This window comes from Aquimarina rhodophyticola (assembly GCF_042434915.1).
Classification (GTDB): domain Bacteria; phylum Bacteroidota; class Bacteroidia; order Flavobacteriales; family Flavobacteriaceae; genus Aquimarina.
Window position 1 is genome coordinate 2,218,630 of record NZ_CP170198.1, and the last position, 19,869, is coordinate 2,238,498.

The 19,869-nt window shown below is 37.5% G+C and carries 5 protein-coding genes; 1 reads left to right on the top strand and 4 read right to left on the bottom strand.

Annotated features, from left to right (window positions below):
• Positions 1–11: 11 nt before the first annotated feature.
• Both ACE939_RS09675 and ACE939_RS09680 read right to left on the bottom strand, forming a co-directional pair.
• Positions 12–959: a type IX secretion system membrane protein PorP/SprF gene (locus ACE939_RS09675; RefSeq protein ID WP_378185285.1), complete on the bottom strand. Its 948-nt coding sequence runs from the start codon at positions 957–959 to the stop codon at positions 12–14.
• 291 nt (positions 960–1,250) lie between these two features.
• Positions 1,251–13,148 carry a tandem-95 repeat protein gene (locus ACE939_RS09680; RefSeq protein ID WP_378185287.1) on the bottom strand — a complete coding sequence of 3,966 codons (11,898 nt, stop codon included), beginning with the start codon at positions 13,146–13,148 and terminating at the stop codon, positions 1,251–1,253.
• A 275-nt stretch (positions 13,149–13,423) separates the two neighbouring features.
• Between ACE939_RS09680 and ACE939_RS09685 the strand changes: the two genes are divergently transcribed.
• Positions 13,424–15,013 (top strand): peptide chain release factor 3, encoded by a 1,590-nt coding sequence (locus ACE939_RS09685; protein ID WP_378185289.1) that lies wholly within the window; start codon positions 13,424–13,426, stop codon positions 15,011–15,013.
• Between the two features lie 137 nt (positions 15,014–15,150).
• On the opposite strand, the gene ACE939_RS09690 is transcribed toward ACE939_RS09685, so the two are convergent.
• Together ACE939_RS09690 and rpoC are read right to left on the bottom strand one after the other, a co-directional pair.
• Positions 15,151–15,471: a DUF3467 domain-containing protein gene (locus tag ACE939_RS09690; RefSeq protein WP_378185291.1), complete on the bottom strand. Its 321-nt coding sequence runs from the start codon at positions 15,469–15,471 to the stop codon at positions 15,151–15,153.
• Positions 15,472–15,536: 65 nt separating this feature from the next.
• Complete coding sequence (rpoC, locus tag ACE939_RS09695; protein ID WP_378185293.1) at positions 15,537–19,838, bottom strand: DNA-directed RNA polymerase subunit beta'; 4,302 nt, start codon at positions 19,836–19,838, stop codon at positions 15,537–15,539.
• Positions 19,839–19,869 lie beyond the last annotated feature (31 nt).

Below are 19,869 nucleotides of genomic sequence, written 5' to 3' on the forward strand. Positions count from 1 at the left end.
TTCTGTTTTGGTTAAAAAAAGCGAGGTGTTAAGATTCTATCATAACTTTTAAATAGCTCAAATCTAACCATGAGCTCATAACTACCCGAATTAAATTTTGCAGTTCCTAGTTCTGTTATTTCTCGATCGTAGGACAAACCTATTAAAACACCATCAGAAACCTGAAAACCAAGAAGTGCACTCCAAGCAGCACTCCATCGATAAGCCCCTCCAACCGTAAAGCGATCATAAAGTAAAAAATTAGCCGAAACATCCACTTGAAGTGGAGTTCCTGTGACTAGCTTTGTCAAAAGCGCTGGCTTAAATTTAACATTTGAACTTATATCAAATACATGTCCTGCTATCAAATAATAATTAATGCGCTCTTTGGCTATAACTGAAGTTGTATTGGAAGTCTCAACAGTACTTTGCTCATCAAAGTGATCTGTTTCTAAAATATTAGGAGCGCTCAATCCTAAATAAAAAACATCTGTGAAATAATAAAGCCCTACGCCTAAATTAGGACTAAATTTATTATTAATATTGCTCTCAAAACTTGGATCATTTATATTATATTTTGTCAATCTATTAAAATCAACATTTAATAAGTGACCCCCTGCTTTGACACCAAAACTTAGTTGTGCTTTTTCTGAGGTTCTAATGGTGTATGAAAAATCTACATCAAAATATGTTTCACTTGTGGGGCCGATTTGATCATTGATCACAGAAAAACCTACACCTATCTGGTTATCGATACCCAAAGGTGTATTTACCGATAGCGTTTGAGATCTAGGTGCTCCTTCCACACCTACCCATTGACTTCTATGAAGACCTGTAATACTTAAAGCTCCACGACTCCCTGCATACGCTGGATTAACACTAATAGTATTATACATATATTGGGTATATTGAGCATCTTGTTGTGCGTGAATTGACATAGAAAATATGCAAATCATTGCTATGAGTAAAAATTTTTTCATGTTTTTGGTTTTAATGTATTTGTTGTATCTGGCTTCTTTTTTTATAGTTTCTTTCTTGGACTAAACTTCCCATTGATAGGATATTTTGATCAGTAAAGATTAGGACTATTATATCCCAGATATTTTATTAACATATAGAGCTTTGTAATAGTTCGAACAACATGAATTTTTAAAAAAACCTGAGCTAAGATCAATTATTTCTATCTCACTCTTCTTATTAATTTTAACAACTCTTTTAACGAAATTCATGTTATTCGTTTACTTCTTTCTTCACTATAATAGAAGCTATACTTATCTATTTAGATATACGTAGCCTACTTTAGTTTTGGTTTTATTATCCTGATTTTTATATTCTAAAACATAATAATAAGTACCTACAGGTAATTGATCTTCTTGTTTTACCGTAACTCGACCCGTACTCATTCCTGTAAAGAAGGTGCTTCCAGGTTGTTCATAACCATTCTCTGCAAATACCTGAACGCCCCAACGGTTATAAATGCGTAGTGTGTTTTCTGGATATCTTTGCAAACCTGGTATTCTAAATTCGTCATTAGAACCATCGCCGTTTGCACTTATTGCAGAATAAACTATAAGACCATCATCCTGGCCAAATGGCGTGATTGTTTCATTCTCTCCATCACCATCATTATCTTGATCGATGGAGGAGTCACTTGTTGGATCATCGGATAGATCTGTTACTTCATCACCATTAGGGTCGGTTCCTCTAACTAGCGCTTGATTAACTACATTTCCATTTGCAACATCCCATTCGGTAATTACATAACTAGCCGTGTAGGTGGTCGTATCTGTCTCACCTGGAGCTAAGTCAAAAGGTGCTCCTGTTAACACAATACCTTCTAAAGGATCTTCTAAGGTTATGTTACTAATCGTAACGTTCCCATTGTTTGTAATGCTAAAATTATATGCAACCTGATCGCCTGCATTAGGTATACCATCTTCGTTAACATCAATATATACACCCGTTTTTACAAGATCTAAATTTGGTAATTGCTCAATAAGAGTAACGGTTATATCATTTGTAGGATCGCTATCTCCATCTGTATCAATTGTTTCATCTCCGTTATCAGAAACATCCATAACACCATTCCCAAGGCTATCAGTTCCAATCGCAGTGGCACTATTGATCACCTCTCCAGTATTAATATCTTCCTGTGTAATCTCATAAGTAGCTGTTGCTACACCTTGTTCTCCTGGTGCTAATGTAGATGGAGTGATTGCAAGACCAGTACTTTGAGTAAGGGCATCATCAATCGAAATATTGGTTATAGTTACATTTCCAGTATTAGTTACTGTAAAAGTGTAAGTAATAATATCCCCTAGATTTGAACCGCTTAAGACACCTGTTTTAACTAATGTTAATTGAGCCGATAATACATTAAAGGTAACTGTAGCGGTATCCGTATCTCCATCTACATCTTCAATCTCATAGGTAATACTCACTGGACCATTATAATCTAAAGCGGGTGTAAAGTCAATACTATCGTCCGTAGGATTATTTGGTGTGCCTCCATTGTTTAGCACTGCTGTTCCTACACTTACCGGAATAGCGGTAACTACAATATCGGTTGCACTTGGACCATCCCCGCCAAAACTATCATTTCCGATAATATTGATATTTGTAAGACCACTATCTTCTAAAATATCAGAAGCCGTATCATCTGTAGCCAATGGTGCATCATTCACTGAAGTAACAGTTACATTTACCGTAGCAGTAACACTATCTCCATCTGCATCAGTAAGGGTATAGGTAAAGCTATCACTTCCGTTAAAGTTTGAATTTGGAACATATTCAAAAACGCCATCACTTACCTCGCTTACAGTACCATTACTTGGACCACTTGCTAAAGCGAAGTCTTCTCCATCGCCGCCATCACCGCCAATATTGTCATTAGTAGACACATCGATCTGATTGGAAACACCTGCTAAACTATCCTCGTCTACCGTTAATGTATCATCTGTAGCCAATGGTACATCATTCACTGAAGTAACAGTTACATTTACCGTAGCAGTAACACTATCTCCATCTGCATCAGTAAGGGTATAGGTAAAGCTATCACTTCCGTTAAAGTTTGAATTCGGAACATATTCGAAAACGCCATCACTTACCTCACTTACAGTACCATTACTTGGACCACTTGCTAAAGCGAAGTCTTCTCCATCGCCCCCATCACCGCCAATATTGTCATTAGTAGACACATCGATCTGATTAGAAACACCTGCTAAACTATCCTCGTCTACCGTTAATGTATCATCTGTAGCCAATGGTACATCATTCACTGAAGTAACAGTTACATTTACCGTAGCAGTAACACTATCTCCATCTGCATCAGTAAGGGTATAGGTAAAGCTATCACTTCCGTTAAAGTTTGAATTCGGAACATATTCGAAAACGCCATCACTTACCTCACTTACAGTACCATTACTTGGACCACTTGCTAAAGCGAAGTCTTCTCCATCGCCACCATCACCGCCAATATTGTCATTAGTAGACACATCAATCTGATTGGAAACACCTGCTAAACTATCCTCGTCTACTGTTAATGTATCATCTGTAGCCAATGGTACATCATTCACTGAAGTAACAGTTACATTTACCGTAGCAGTAACACTATCTCCATCTGCATCAGTAAGGGTATAGGTAAAACTATCACTTCCGTTAAAGTTTGAATTCGGAACATATTCGAAAACGCCATCACTTACCTCACTTACAGTACCATTACTTGGACCACTTGCTAAAGCGAAGTCTTCTCCATCGCCCCCATCACCGCCAATATTGTCATTAGTAGACACATCGATCTGATTGGAAACACCTGCTAAACTATCCTCGTCTACCGTTAATGTATCATCTGTAGCCAATGGTACATCATTCACTGAAGTAACAGTTACATTTACCCTAGCAGTAACACTATCTCCATCTGCATCAGTAAGGGTATAGGTAAAGCTATCACTTCCGTTAAAGTTTGAATTTGGAACATATTCGAAAACACCATCACTTACCTCACTTACAGTACCATTACTTGGACCACTTGCTAAAGCGAAGTCTTCTCCATCGCCACCATCACCGCCAATATTGTCATTAGTAGACACATCGATCTGATTGGAAACACCTGCTAAACTATCCTCGTCTACAGTTAAAGTATCATCTGTAGCCAATGGTACATCATTCACTGAAGTAACAGTTACATTTACCGTAGCAGTAACACTATCTCCATCTGCATCAGTAAGGGTATAGGTAAAACTATCACTTCCGTTAAAGTTTGAATTCGGAACATATTCGAAAACACCATCACTTACCTCACTTACAGTACCATTACTTGGACCACTTGCTAAAGCGAAGTCTTCTCCATCGCCCCCATCACCGCCAATATTGTCATTAGTAGACACATCGATCTGATTGGAAACACCTGCTAAACTATCCTCGTCTACAGTTAAAGTATCATCTGTAGCCAATGGTGTATCATTCACTGAAGTAACAGTTACATTTACCGTAGCAGTAACACTATCTCCATCTGCATCAGTAAGGGTATAGGTAAAGCTATCACTTCCGTTAAAGTTTGAATTTGGAACATATTCGAAAACACCATCACTTACCTCACTTACAGTACCATTACTTGGACCACTTGCTAAAGCGAAGTCTTCTCCATCGCCCCCATCACCGCCAATATTGTCATTAGTAGACACATCGATCTGATTGGAAACACCTGCTAAACTATCCTCGTCTACAGTTAAAGTATCATCTGTAGCCAATGGTACATCATTCACTGAAGTAACAGTTACATTTACCGTAGCAGTAACACTATCTCCATCTGCATCAGTAAGGGTATAGGTAAAACTATCACTTCCGTTAAAGTTTGAATTTGGAACATATTCGAAAACACCATCACTTACCTCACTTACAGTACCATTACTTGGACCACTTGCTAAAGCGAAGTCTTCTCCATCGCCACCATCACCGCCAATATTGTCATTAGTAGACACATCAATCTGATTGGAAACACCTGCTAAACTATCCTCGTCTACTGTTAATGTATCATCTGTAGCCAATGGTACATCATTCACTGAAGTAACAGTTACATTTACCGTAGCAGTAACACTATCTCCATCTGCATCAGTAAGGGTATAGGTAAAACTATCACTTCCGTTAAAGTTTGAATTTGGAACATATTCGAAAACACCATCACTTACCTCACTTACAGTACCATTACTTGGACCACTTGCTAAAGCGAAGTCTTCTCCATCGCCACCATCACCGCCAATATTGTCATTAGTAGACACATCGATCTGATTGGAAACACCTGCTAAACTATCCTCGTCTACAGTTAAAGTATCATCTGTAGCCAATGGTACATCATTCACTGAAGTAACAGTTACATTTACCGTAGCAGTAACACTATCTCCATCTGCATCAGTAAGGGTATAGGTAAAACTATCACTTCCGTTAAAGTTTGAATTCGGAACATATTCGAAAACGCCATCACTTACCTCACTTACAGTACCATTACTTGGACCACTTGCTAAAGCGAAGTCTTCTCCATCGCCGCCATCACCGCCAATATTGTCATTAGTAGACACATCGATCTGATTGGAAACACCTGCTAAACTATCCTCGTCTACAGTTAAAGTATCATCTGTAGCCGATGGTGCATCATTCACTGAAGTAACAGTTACATTTACCGTAGCAGTAACACTATCTCCATCTGCATCAGTAAGGGTATAGGTAAAGCTATCACTTCCGTTAAAGTTTGAATTTGGAACATATTCGAAAACACCATCACTTACCTCGCTTACAGTACCATTACTTGGACCACTTGCTAAAGCGAAGTCTTCTCCATCGCCCCCATCACCGCCAATATTGTCATTAGTAGACACATCGATCTGATTGGAAACACCTGCTAAACTATCCTCGTCTACAGTTAAAGTATCATCTGTAGCCAATGGTACATCATTCACTGAAGTAACAGTTACATTTACCGTAGCAGTAACACTATCTCCATCTGCATCAGTAAGGGTATAGGTAAAACTATCACTTCCGTTAAAGTTTGAATTTGGAACATATTCGAAAACACCATCACTTACCTCACTTACAGTACCATTACTTGGACCACTTGCTAAAGCGAAGTCTTCTCCATCGCCCCCATCACCGCCAATATTGTCATTAGTAGACACATCGATCTGATTGGAAACACCTGCTAAACTATCCTCGTCTACAGTTAAAGTATCATCTGTAGCCAATGGTACATCATTCACTGAAGTAACAGTTACATTTACCGTAGCAGTAACACTATCTCCATCTGCATCAGTAAGGGTATAGGTAAAACTATCACTTCCGTTAAAGTTTGAATTCGGAACATATTCGAAAACACCATCACTTACCTCACTTACAGTACCATTACTTGGACCACTTGCTAAAGCGAAGTCTTCTCCATCGCCGCCATCACCGCCAATATTGTCATTAGTAGACACATCGATCTGATTGGAAACACCTGCTAAACTATCCTCGTCTACAGTTAAAGTATCATCTGTAGCCGATGGTGCATCATTCACTGAAGTAACAGTTACATTTACCGTAGCAGTAACACTATCTCCATCTGCATCAGTAAGGGTATAGGTAAAGCTATCACTTCCGTTAAAGTTTGAATTTGGAACATATTCGAAAACACCATCACTTACCTCGCTTACAGTACCATTACTTGGACCACTTGCTAAAGCGAAGTCTTCTCCATCGCCCCCATCACCGCCAATATTGTCATTAGTAGACACATCGATCTGATTGGAAACACCTGCTAAACTATCCTCGTCTACAGTTAAAGTATCATCTGTAGCCAATGGTACATCATTCACTGAAGTAACAGTTACATTTACCGTAGCAGTAACACTATCTCCATCTGCATCAGTAAGGGTATAAGTAAAACTATCACTTCCGTTAAAGTTTGAATTTGGAACATATTCGAAAACACCATCACTTACCTCACTTACAGTACCATTACTTGGACCACTTGCTAAAGCGAAGTCTTCTCCATCGCCACCATCACCGCCAATATTGTCATTAGTAGACACATCAATCTGATTGGAAACACCTGCTAAACTATCCTCGTCTACTGTTAATGTATCATCTGTAGCCAATGGTACATCATTCACTGAAGTAACAGTTACATTTACCGTAGCAGTAACACTATCTCCATCTGCATCAGTAAGGGTATAGGTAAAGCTATCACTTCCGTTAAAGTTTGAATTTGGAACATATTCGAAAACACCATCACTTACCTCACTTACAGTACCATTACTTGGACCACTTGCTAAAGCGAAGTCTTCTCCATCGCCCCCATCACCGCCAATATTGTCATTAGTAGACACATCGATCTGATTGGAAACACCTGCTAAACTATCCTCGTCTACAGTTAATGTATCATCTGTAGCCAATGGTACATCATTCACTGAAGTAACAGTTACATTTACCGTAGCAGTAACACTATCTCCATCTGCATCAGTAAGGGTATAGGTAAAGCTATCACTTCCGTTAAAGTTTGAATTCGGAACATATTCGAAAACGCCATCACTTACCTCACTTACAGTACCATTACTTGGACCACTTGCTAAAGCGAAGTCTTCTCCATCGCCACCATCACCGCCAATATTGTCATTAGTAGACACATCGATCTGATTAGAAACACCTGCTAAACTATCCTCGTCTACAGTTAAAGTATCATCTGTAGCCGATGGTGCATCATTCACTGAAGTAACAGTTACATTTACCGTAGCAGTAACACTATCTCCATCTGCATCAGTAAGGGTATAGGTAAAGCTATCACTTCCGTTAAAGTTTGAATTTGGAACATATTCGAAAACACCATCACTTACCTCACTTACAGTACCATTACTTGGACCACTTGCTAAAGCGAAGTCTTCTCCATCGCCCCCATCACCGCCAATATTGTCATTAGTAGACACATCGATCTGATTGGAAACACCTGCTAAACTATCCTCGTCTACAGTTAAAGTATCATCTGTAGCCAATGGTACATCATCAACCGTTAATAAACCATTATTAGAAATTTCACTGCTACAAACTTGAGAATTGCTAGTCACTAGTACGCGGTATAAATTTCCGTTATCTGCAAACGTTACATTAGTTAATGTTAGCGTGTTCGAATCACTTCCTGTATAAATATCAGTACCATTTAAAGGATCAATGCTAACAAATCCACTGCCTGTATTAACTTGCCATTCATAAACTAGATTCGCACCCGTAGCAATAACACTAAAGCTTGTATTATCTCCTGTACTCACATTTCGATCTACAGGTTGCGTAGTAATTGATACAGATCCAGCAGTAGTTACATTACTATTTGTCCCAAGTGTATAATCAACTCCTGTCTCGTTCACTAAACCATTACTATCTACCGTGGCTGGATCAGTAGTTCCAAATTGACCCCCGTCACCTCCATCGGCATTTGGATCATCATAGGCTTCATTAGCATCGCTACATCCATCTCCATCACTATCAAGATTTAAAAAATCAAAAGACCCATCACTCCCTGTATCTATGGGGGGCGTACCTGTATCTGGTCCATTAGCCGTTTCGATTGCATCTGCTAATCCGTCGGTATCTGTATCACCCGTAGCAGGCGTATCCATTGCATCTACTTTTCCATCATCATTGCTATCCAGACTCCCAGTACCTACTTCGTCTATATCATAAATACCATCATTATCACTATCCAAATCTTGTAAGTTAGGCACACCATCATTATCTGTATCACATAATAAATAAAGACCAAAGGCTACTCCTTGTCTACCATTGATGGAAAGAATATCAACATCGATAGTACTTGAATTTTCTGAATAAAAAATTGAGTTACCTCCAGAAGTCTCTGTATCTTCAACATCCAAAACTTTTGTTCCTTCACCTGTAAAGTTACCTCCTGTATTTATGGTTTCTAACAATCTCCAATTACCTCCATTGGTTGTGAATGTTATTCTTTCTTCTGGATCTGCCGTGGCTTCTCCATCCAAAGCAATAATATCCAATGGAAATGCTACTCCTGCTTTGGTAGCGGTAAATGTAACTCTAAATGAAACATGTGCATCCAAAGCTCCTAATAACGCTTCTTGAGTTCCTGGCGTATTGTATAATTGATGAATGAATGCTCCTGCAAATGTATTTAAGTCTGTGGGAGTGTATGAACTCGCATTGGTAGCATTAGAAACATTTGAGAAAGTGGCGGTGATTGACAATCCATCGGGTAAAACAAAAGTTTGCGTATCTCCATTTTGAATTCCGTTACTCAAATCAGCTCCATCCCAGTTAAAAATATACAACTGATCTTGAAATGAACCAGAACCTGAGTTTGAATTAGCTACACTTGGTTGATCACATCTACCTTCAACACTATCCAAAATCCCATCATTATCATCATCAAGATCACAGCTATTGTTTAAACCATCGGCATCGGGATCATTTGCTGTTGGCGTACCAACTATAGTTCCGTTTGAACAACCAGGTCCTACTGTTACGGTTCTAACTTCAGAAATACATACATTATTTAAGTGCGTAATGGTTACTTGATATTCTCCATACTCTGAAGCGGTTATCGTACCAAAATCAAAGGTCTGACCTGTAGCTCCCGATTCTGTGGGGGTAACTACAACGGCTCCAGAACCATCATCAAAGGTCCAAGTATATACTAAATCATTAGAAACATTGGTAGCTGTACCTGCTGCATAGTTGGGTTCAAAAAGGGGGCCTCCGTTCCAAACATCGGTTTGTGTAGCAACCGCATCCGACGAAATTATGAACGTATCCCCTTCATTAACACTTACTACGCCATCAATAGTTGTGTCATTTGTATATCCTATAGGCAAGATTTCATTCCCTGTTACACCATTGTAACCGCCAGTTACATTAGTTCCTATAACTTGACCGTTACTATCATAAGAATAAGGAGCTTCTCCTATAATACCATCATCATCTGGATCATTACCGCCTGATTCTACAGCATCAAAGCACCCATCTCCATCACTATCTAGTTCAAATCTATTGATGATACCATCTCCATCAGAATCGGTACATACAAAAATATCTGAGGTTAGTACAGGATTAAGCATTCGGGAGTTTCCTGCCGAATTGATATTTTTCAAATCAAAAGTAACTCCAGATAAGCAGTCTAAACTAAAAGACTCGTCCCACACCCAATTTGGGTGACTACTATCCATATAGGGTAAGGCATTGACTCTTCCTATTTTTGAATCAACCATTAAAAGTATACTTCCGTCTTCTATAAGCAAATCAGGGTTTCCTTCATTTTGCCATGGTTCCCATTCATTATTATCGTCAAGATCAAAAATCCCTAAATTAAACTCAGTTGTATTGGCACCTCGGGCATTATCATACATATCCTGATTAAAATTGAGACGAACCGTTCCGTCAATAATTAAATTCAATCCATCATCAAAACCGTCAAAGGAAAAACGAAACTCGCAGCCTTCGTATACATCATTACCATTTATTGTCGTATTGATCGTATAAGTAGAAGGAAACTCATCACTACCCGAACCCAAACCAGAAATACCTGATCCTACAACTCTTACTGGATAGCCACCAGTACTCGATTGTGTATCAGTTCCTGTAAGATCTACTGTAGACGTATTGGTTGCACATTCTTCTGTATCCAAAATCCCATCATTATCGTCGTCCAAATCGCACTCATTATTGATGCCATCTGCATCTGGATCATTAGCTGTAGGTGTACCAAGTGTAGTTCCATTGTCACAACCAGGTTCTAGAATAATCGTTTTTACTTCAGAAATACATACATTATTTAAATGAGAAATAGTTACCTGATACTCTCCATAATCTGAAGCGGTTATCGTACCAAAATCAAAGGTCTGACCTGTAGCTCCCGATTCTGTGGGGGTAACTGCAACGGCACCAGAACCATCATCAAATGTCCAAGTATATACTAAATCATCTGAAACATCGGTAGCTGTACCTGCTGCATAGTTGGGTTCAAAAAGTGGACCACCACCCCAAACGTCTGTTTGCGTTGCAACCGCATCCGAGGAGATGATAAACGTATCTCCTTCATTAACATTTACTGTACCAATGATTGCTGTATCGTTGTTATATCCGATCGGCAAAATCTCATTTCCTGTTACGCCGTTGTAACCTCCAGTTACATTAGTTCCTATAACCTGACCATTACTATCAAAAGAATATGGAGCTTCTCCTATGATCCCATCATTATCTGGATCATTACCACCAGATTCTACCACATCAAAACATCCATCGTTATCACTATCTAGATCAAGATGATTCGGAATACCATCTCCATCTATATCCAGCTCACAACTATCATAATTAAAATTGCTTAAACCAATACCTTGACCTATCGGATCAGCATTTGCATCATCTGAAGAAAAATAATCAATTCTAATTGAAAAAATTTCAAGTCCACCAAAATCTAAATCTATATTACCTTCTGTAGATTCATTCGCTGCATTGCCATTAACCCCCTCGAAACCATGAAAATTAGTTTCATCATCTTCGCTCACATTAATTCCAACCAATGTATACAAACTTATATCATCACGGACATTAAATTCACCCGAACTGGTACTATAATATATTTCAACCGCATCAACAAAGTTATCACTACCACTACCATCCCTGTCTATGTCCAATAGCGAAAATGTCAAATTAGTAACTGGAGAATCAAAAGCTATAATTGAAGAAACTCTAGCATTTGGATCGTTTACACTACCATCGAATCCTAACTGAGCAACTTGAGTCTGCGCGCCTAACTGACCCGTCTCATAGGAAATAAAATCTGCCCCATTAGCAGGAGTTAAAGAAGGATCAGCTGTATAGGTCAATATTACATTATTAGCTGCTGTAGAAATGGTTGACCCACTAGGAATCGCATCTTCATCTGAAACTCCCAAAGTATTCCATTCTATTATTTCACTAACACAAGATTTCTCATTAGTATCCAAAATCCCATCATTATCGTCATCTAAATCTGCAGAATCGGCAATAGTATCCCCATCACTATCAATATCTGGTACAATAGAGGCACTCAATACATCTCCTGAGGTTGTGGGATCTGCTTGATTAGAATCGGCTGCAGTAGTTCTATTTATTATTGTTTTTCTATGCGTCCCTGTGTTTACCATAGCATCAATAGTCAAGGTAGCAGTAGTACCATTATTTAAATCACCTATATCCCATAAACCTGTACTATCGTCATATGAATTTACTGTACCACCTACAGCGGTAGCGCTAGAGAAGGTCACTCCCGAAGGAAGCACATCTGTTAATGCTACAGAGGTAGCATTGTCTGGACCATTATTAACTACCGTAATAGTATACGTTATGGTTTCATTTTCTAAAGGCGTTGTATTATCAACACTTTTCTGGGTAACCAAGTCAGAACTTAACACTGTAACATCTTCAGTAGTAAAAGAGATTGGCTGAAATGCCAACCCAAATAATCTCGCTGTTGTAGAGGTTCCCGTATCTCTTAAAACTCCAGCACGATATGTGAATGTATTAATTCTTGCATAATCAGTACGTGCTAAAAAATCTGCATCAGCATTAATACCAGGATTGGCAAGTACTGTACTTGATTCGAATCGGCCTCCGCCAACATAATTAAGTTGAGTAGGATTATTAACTACATAGCTTCCAAAACTTGAAATAACAACATACTCTCTTAACTCACCTCCATCACCATCTACATCATAAGAATATGCATCTACTTCTATATCTATTGGAATTGAATTATCAGAGTTTAGAACAAATTCGAATCTAAAATCAATAAAAGCACCATCGGCAGAACCATTAACTATAGTAGCATCGTTTAATTGAACTGTGGGATTAAAATCCGAAATTCCTGTTGCTAACACAGACGTATTATCATCAAAAGATGTTAATGACGCTGCCTGTGCATTTGTGATCGTCACAAGGGCGTCTACATCGATTCCACCAGAAGTGGTAGTCACATTAGCAAAGCGATATTGAGTTCCAACGGTAAGTGCTGGTCCTCCATTGGCTATAACTGGATTTTGAAAATCTAAAGACTGTTGAGCCTTTACACCAAAAGTAAGAATTAATGTAAGACAGGTCAGTACTATTTTGAGAGTTGAAAAGCGTAGCGTAATTTTTTTCATATGTCGTTGGTATTACATTAGATAGAAACAAAGTATTAAGAGCCAAAAGTATAAACTGTAGTTCAATTATGGTTAAACCGTACTTTATTTATTGCAAATATGCTCTATTTTTTTCAGTAAACAATAAATTTTCCTACATTTTTTTTATTTTTATTCGATTAAGTGCTAATTAGATAGGATATAAAGCACACTGAAAGTATTGTCATTTTGAAAAATAAATTAAGTTTAGCTTTGATTTTTTAAATAGTATATTTGCGCTCCTTACAAAGCATAACATGAAGTTTATAGAAGAAATACGCAGAAGAAGAACATTTGGAATCATCTCTCACCCCGATGCAGGTAAAACTACATTAACAGAAAAACTACTACTTTTTGGTGGCGCCATTCAAGAAGCCGGAGCCGTAAAATCAAATAAAATTAAAAAAGGGGCAACTAGTGATTTTATGGAAATTGAACGGCAACGTGGTATTTCGGTAGCTACCTCTGTATTAGCATTTGAATATCAAGGCGTAAAAATAAATATCTTGGATACGCCTGGTCACAAAGATTTTGCCGAAGATACTTTTAGAACCTTAACCGCTGTTGATAGTGTAATTGTAGTGATCGATGTTGCCAAAGGTGTTGAGGAACAAACTGAAAAATTAGTTTCGGTCTGCCGCATGCGTAATATCCCAATGATTGTTTTTATTAACAAACTAGATAGAGAAGGAAAAGATGCTTTTGAGTTATTGGATGAAATTGAACAAAAACTGGGACTCAAAGTTGTTCCTTTGAGTTTCCCGATCGGCATGGGCTACGATTTTAAAGGAATCTATAATATTTGGGAAAAAAATATAAATCTCTTTAGTGGCGATAGCAGAAAAAATATTGAAGAAACTGTAGAAATTTCGGATTTATCTTCTCAACAATTAAATAAAGTTATTGGCGATACTGCTGCGGATACTCTACGTGATGAATTAGAATTGGTTGAAGGTATTTATCCAGATTTTGATAATGATGCCTATAAGGCAGGTAAATTACAGCCTGTTTTTTTTGGATCTGCTTTAAATAATTTTGGAGTACGGGAGTTATTAGATTGTTTTATTGAAATTGCCCCTACCCCACGTCCAAAACAAAGTGAAGAACGACTTGTAGAACCCAATGAAAAAGATTTCACAGGATTTGTTTTTAAGATTCATGCCAATATGGATCCAAAGCATAGAGATCGCTTAGCATTTATAAAAATTGTTTCGGGAACTTTTGAACGTAATGTTCCTTATTTGCATACACGTCATAAAAAGAAATTTAAATTTTCGAGCCCTAATGCCTTTTTTGCTGAGAAAAAGGAAATTGTTGACATTTCCTATCCTGGAGATATTGTAGGGCTCCACGACACGGGAAATTTTAAAATAGGTGACACCCTTACTACTGGTGAAATACTGCATTATCGTGGAATACCAAGTTTTTCACCAGAGCATTTTAGATACATAAACAATGCTGATCCTATGAAATCCAAACAGCTGGCCAAAGGGATTGATCAATTAATGGATGAAGGAGTTGCACAACTCTTTACCTTAGAATTGAATGGTAGAAAAGTTATTGGAACGGTTGGAGCATTGCAATATGAAGTAATTCAATATCGATTAGAGCATGAATATGGAGCTAAATGTACATATGAAAATCTTAATGTACACAAAGCATGTTGGGTAGATCCCCGAGAATCAGATGAGCAAGAGTTTAAAGACTTTAAACGTGTAAAAAATAAATTTTTGGCTACTGATAAACGTGGACAACTAGTATTTTTGGCAGATTCTAGTTTTAGCCTGCAAATGACACAACAAAAATATCCTACTGTAAAATTTCATTTCACATCAGAGTTTGATTGAGAAATATGTAAAAATTCAAAAAGTTGTAAAAGCCCCAAACACACTATGCATCAGTATTTTAATATGGGAAACTTATAAAAATTAAAACCCCTCAAAAGAATACTTTTTTGAGGGGTTTTAATTTTTTTTTAAATTTTTTAGGCCTCTCCAGTAGGTCCAAAATTAAGAGGAATTGGAGGTTGCTCATAATCCTTGATTTCGCCATGGGCTGATTCAAAGCGCTGTACATTATCACTTAATGCTTTCATTAACCGCTTTGCATGTTGCGGTGTCAAAATGATTCTACTCTTCACTTTGCTCTTTGGTCTCCCTGGCATTACATTAATAAAATCAATCACAAATTCTGAAACAGAATGATTGATAATCGCAAGGTTACTATAGGTTCCATCTGCGATCGACTCATCCAATTCGATATTTAATTGATTTTGATTAGGGTTTGGATTTTTCTTATCTGCCATATCCCGTTTTATTTAAAAATAATGATGTTAAAAAAGAAAGCCTGCCAAAAGGCAGGCTCTTCTTATTAATTATAATTTACTTCTTGTCGTTGTTCCATACGATCTTCAAATTCTTCCTTAGAACCAACAATAATACTCTCGTAGTCTCTCATACCTGTTCCTGCTGGAATTCTATGCCCAACAATTACATTTTCTTTGAGACCTTCTAAATTATCTACTTTTCCACTTACAGCAGCCTCATTCAATACTTTTGTAGTTTCCTGGAAGGAAGCCGCAGATATAAAGGATTTAGTCTGTAACGAAGCTCTTGTTATCCCCTGTAAAATTGGAGTCGCAGTCGCTGCAGATACATCTCTAGCTGACACTAAGTTTTTATCTTCTCTTCTTAAAATTGAGTTCTCATCACGCAACTCTCGTGGCGAAATAATTTGACCTGGCTTAAGTGTTTCACTATCACCAGCATCCTCGACAACTTTCATTCCAAAAATAGCATCATTCTCTTCGATAAAATCTGACTTATGAATCAGTTGGTTTTCTAAGAAAATAGTGTCACCTGGATCCTGAATTCTAACTTTACGCATCATTTGACGTACTACTACTTCAAAATGCTTATCGTTAATTTTCACACCTTGTAAACGATACACTTCTTGCACCTCATTTACTAAATACTGCTGTACCGCAGAAGGACCTTTAATTTTAAGAATATCTTCTGGAGTTGTAGAACCATCAGATAAAGCCATACCTGCACGTACATAATCATTTTCTTGAACAAGAATTTGATTAGAAAGTTTTACTAAGTATTTCTTAACTTCTCCGATTCTCGACTCAACAATAATCTCACGATTACCACGCTTAATTTTACCAAAAGAAACCACACCATCAATTTCACTAACTACTGCTGGGTTTGAAGGATTACGTGCTTCAAACAATTCTGTTACACGTGGCAAACCTCCTGTAATATCACCTGCTTTTGCAGATTTACGTGGAATTTTAACTAAGACTTTACCAATACCAATTTTTTCATTGTCATCGATCATAAGGTGAGCTCCAACTGGTAAATTGTAAGAACGTAATACTTCGTCTGCTTTACCAATTACATGTAATGTCGGTATCTTCTTTTTATCACGAGATTCTGAAATAACTTTTTCTTGGAAACCTGTTTGCTCATCGATCTCAACTTGGTAAGTAATTCCTTGTTCTATATTTTCATACTTTACTTTACCAGCAAATTCTGAAATAATTACACCATTATAAGGATCCCATTGACAGATAACATCTTCTTTTGCTATTTTTTGACCGCTCTTAATGAATAATTGTGAACCGTAAGGAATTAAATTATTACTTAAAACTATTTTAGTTTTTGGATCAATTACTTTCACCTCAGACGTACGAGAGATAACTACATCAATTTTATTACCTTCAGAGTCCTCTCCTTTAACAGTTTTGAGCTCATCGATTTCTGCAATACCCGAGAATTTTGCTTTCAATTGATTTTCTTCAGAAATGTTACCTGCAATACCTCCCACGTGGAACGTACGTAAGGTAAGCTGTGTACCAGGTTCTCCAATGGATTGTGCCGCAACAACACCCACTGCCTCACCTCGTTGAACAGTTTTACCTGTAGCAAGGTTACGACCATAGCATTTGACACAAATACCTTTTTTGGCTTCACAAGTAAGGGCAGAACGTACTTCGACAGCATCGATAGGAGATTCTTCGATAGTTCGTGCAATTGCATCTGTAATCTCGGCCCCAGCTTCTACAAGAACTTCTTGTGTAAGTGGGTTAACTACATCAACTAATGCTGTTCTACCTGCGATACGTGCCTCTAAACGTTCTATTACTTCTTCATTCTTCTTAAGTGCTGTAACTTCAACTCCTCTTAATGTATCACAATCCTCTTCATTTACAATAACATCCTGTGCAACATCAACCAAACGACGAGTTAAATACCCAGCATCGGCAGTTTTTAATGCTGTATCTGCAAGACCTTTACGTGCACCGTGAGTAGAAATAAAATATTCTAAGATTGAAAGTCCTTCTTTAAAGTTAGAAAGAATTGGGTTTTCTATAATCTCACCACCTACAGAGTTCGATTTTTTAGGCTTTGCCATCAAACCACGCATTCCTGTAAGCTGTCGAATTTGCTCTTTAGATCCCCTTGCACCAGAATCAAGCATCATATACACAGAGTTAAATCCTTGTTGATCCTCACGAATACGTTTCATTGACAATTCTGTCAATTCGGCATTTGTCGAGGTCCAAATATCAATCACCTGGTTATAACGCTCATTATTGGTAATAAGACCCATGTTATAATTAGCTACGATATTATCTACCTGTGAGTTAGCATCAGCAATCATGGTATGCTTTTCTGCTGGAATGATAATATCTCCTAAACTAAAGGATAAACCTCCTTTAAATGCGAAATAATAACCTAAACGTTTGATTTCATCCAAAAACTCAGCAGTTTCAGGTACACTTGTTAAGCTTAATATTTTTCCGATTATATCACGAAGCGACTTTTTGGTCAAAACTTCATTTATAAAACCAGCTTTTGCGGGTACTTTTTCATTGAATAAAACTCTACCTGTAGAGGTTTCAATAATTTGAGGTACCAACTCGCCAGCTTCATTAAAATCGATTGTTCTAATTTTAATATTTGCATTGATATGCAACTTACCTTCGTTATAAGCGATAGTCACCTCTTCTGGAGAATAGAATGTAAGATCTTCACCTTTAATTTCTAACTCGGGAGTTGATCTACGAGACTTGGTCATATAGTATAGACCCAAGACCATATCCTGTGAAGGAACTGTAACGGGTGATCCATTTGCAGGGTTTAGAATATTATGCGATGCTAACATCAACAATTGTGATTCTAAAATTGCTTCTGGTCCCAATGGTAAATGTACTGCCATTTGATCTCCATCAAAATCGGCATTAAATGCAGTACAAACTAATGGATGTAATTGAATAGCTTTACCTTCGATAAGTTTTGGTTGAAAAGCCTGAATACCTAAACGGTGAAGCGTAGGAGCCCGGTTTAATAATACGGGATGCCCTTTAAGAACATTTTCAAGTATATCCCAAACAACTGGCTCTTTTCTATCAATAATCTTTTTTGCAGATTTTACGGTTTTAACAATACCTCTTTCAATTAGCTTTCTAATCACAAAAGGTTTGTACAATTCTGCCGCCATGTTCTTTGGAAGACCACATTCAAACAATTTCAATTCTGGTCCTACTACAATCACAGAACGTGCTGAATAATCCACACGCTTACCAAGTAAGTTTTGACGGAATCGTCCTTGCTTACCTTTTAAAGAATCTGATAATGATTTCAATGGGCGGTTTGAATCAGTTTTAACAGCTGAAGCTTTACGCGTATTATCAAATAAAGAATCTACAGATTCCTGTAGCATACGTTTTTCATTACGCAAAATTACTTCTGGCGCTTTAATTTCCATCAAACGCTTCAAACGATTATTACGAATAATAACACGTCTATACAAATCATTTAGATCTGAAGTAGCAAAACGTCCACCATCTAAAGGCACCAAAGGACGCAATTCTGGTGGAATTACTGGAATTGCTTTTAGGATCATCCATTCTGGACGATTTTCTCGATTTTTATTTGCATCACGTAACGCCTCAACAACCTGAAGTCTTTTCAAAGCCTCTGTCTTACGTTGTTTTGATGTTTCGTTATTGGCTTTATGTCTTAGTTCGTAAGATAGAGCATCAAGATCAATTCTTTTCAAAATTTCGATCAAACACTCTGCTCCCATTTTTGCAATAAACTTATTAGGATCAGAATCATCTAAATATAAATTCTCCTGAGGAAGACTATCCAAAATGTTTAAATATTCTTCTTCAGTAAGAAAATCCATTTTTTGAACAGCTTCTCCTTCTTCATTTTTTGCAATACCTGGTTGGATCACTACATAACGTTCGTAGTATATGATCATATCTAATTTCTTAGATGGTAAACCAAGTAGGTATCCTATTTTATTAGGTAACGAGCGGAAGTACCAGATATGAGCGACAGGAACAACTAAATTAATATGTCCTACGCGATCCCTACGCACTTTCTTTTCGGTTACTTCGACACCACAACGGTCACAAACGATACCTTTGTAGCGAATTCTTTTATATTTACCACAAGCACATTCAAAGTCCTTCACAGGACCAAAAATACGCTCACAGAACAAACCGTCTCGCTCTGGTTTGTGTGTACGATAATTAATAGTCTCTGGCTTAAGTACCTCTCCCTTTGAGTTTGCTAATATTGACTCTGGAGAAGCCAAACCAATAGAGATTTTATTAAATCTCTGTACAGTATTCTTATCATTATTTCTTGCCATAATACATGGTTCCTTAAGAATTATTGTAATT

Coding starts and splice junctions, on each gene's coding strand:
- ACE939_RS09675 (WP_378185285.1), bottom strand. CDS start 959: ATGAAAAAATTTTTACTCATAGCAATGATTTGCATATTTTCTATGTCA.
- ACE939_RS09680 (WP_378185287.1), bottom strand. CDS start 13,148: ATGAAAAAAATTACGCTACGCTTTTCAACTCTCAAAATAGTACTGACC.
- ACE939_RS09685 (WP_378185289.1), top strand. CDS start 13,424: ATGAAGTTTATAGAAGAAATACGCAGAAGAAGAACATTTGGAATCATC.
- ACE939_RS09690 (WP_378185291.1), bottom strand. CDS start 15,471: ATGGCAGATAAGAAAAATCCAAACCCTAATCAAAATCAATTAAATATC.
- rpoC (WP_378185293.1), bottom strand. CDS start 19,838: ATGGCAAGAAATAATGATAAGAATACTGTACAGAGATTTAATAAAATC.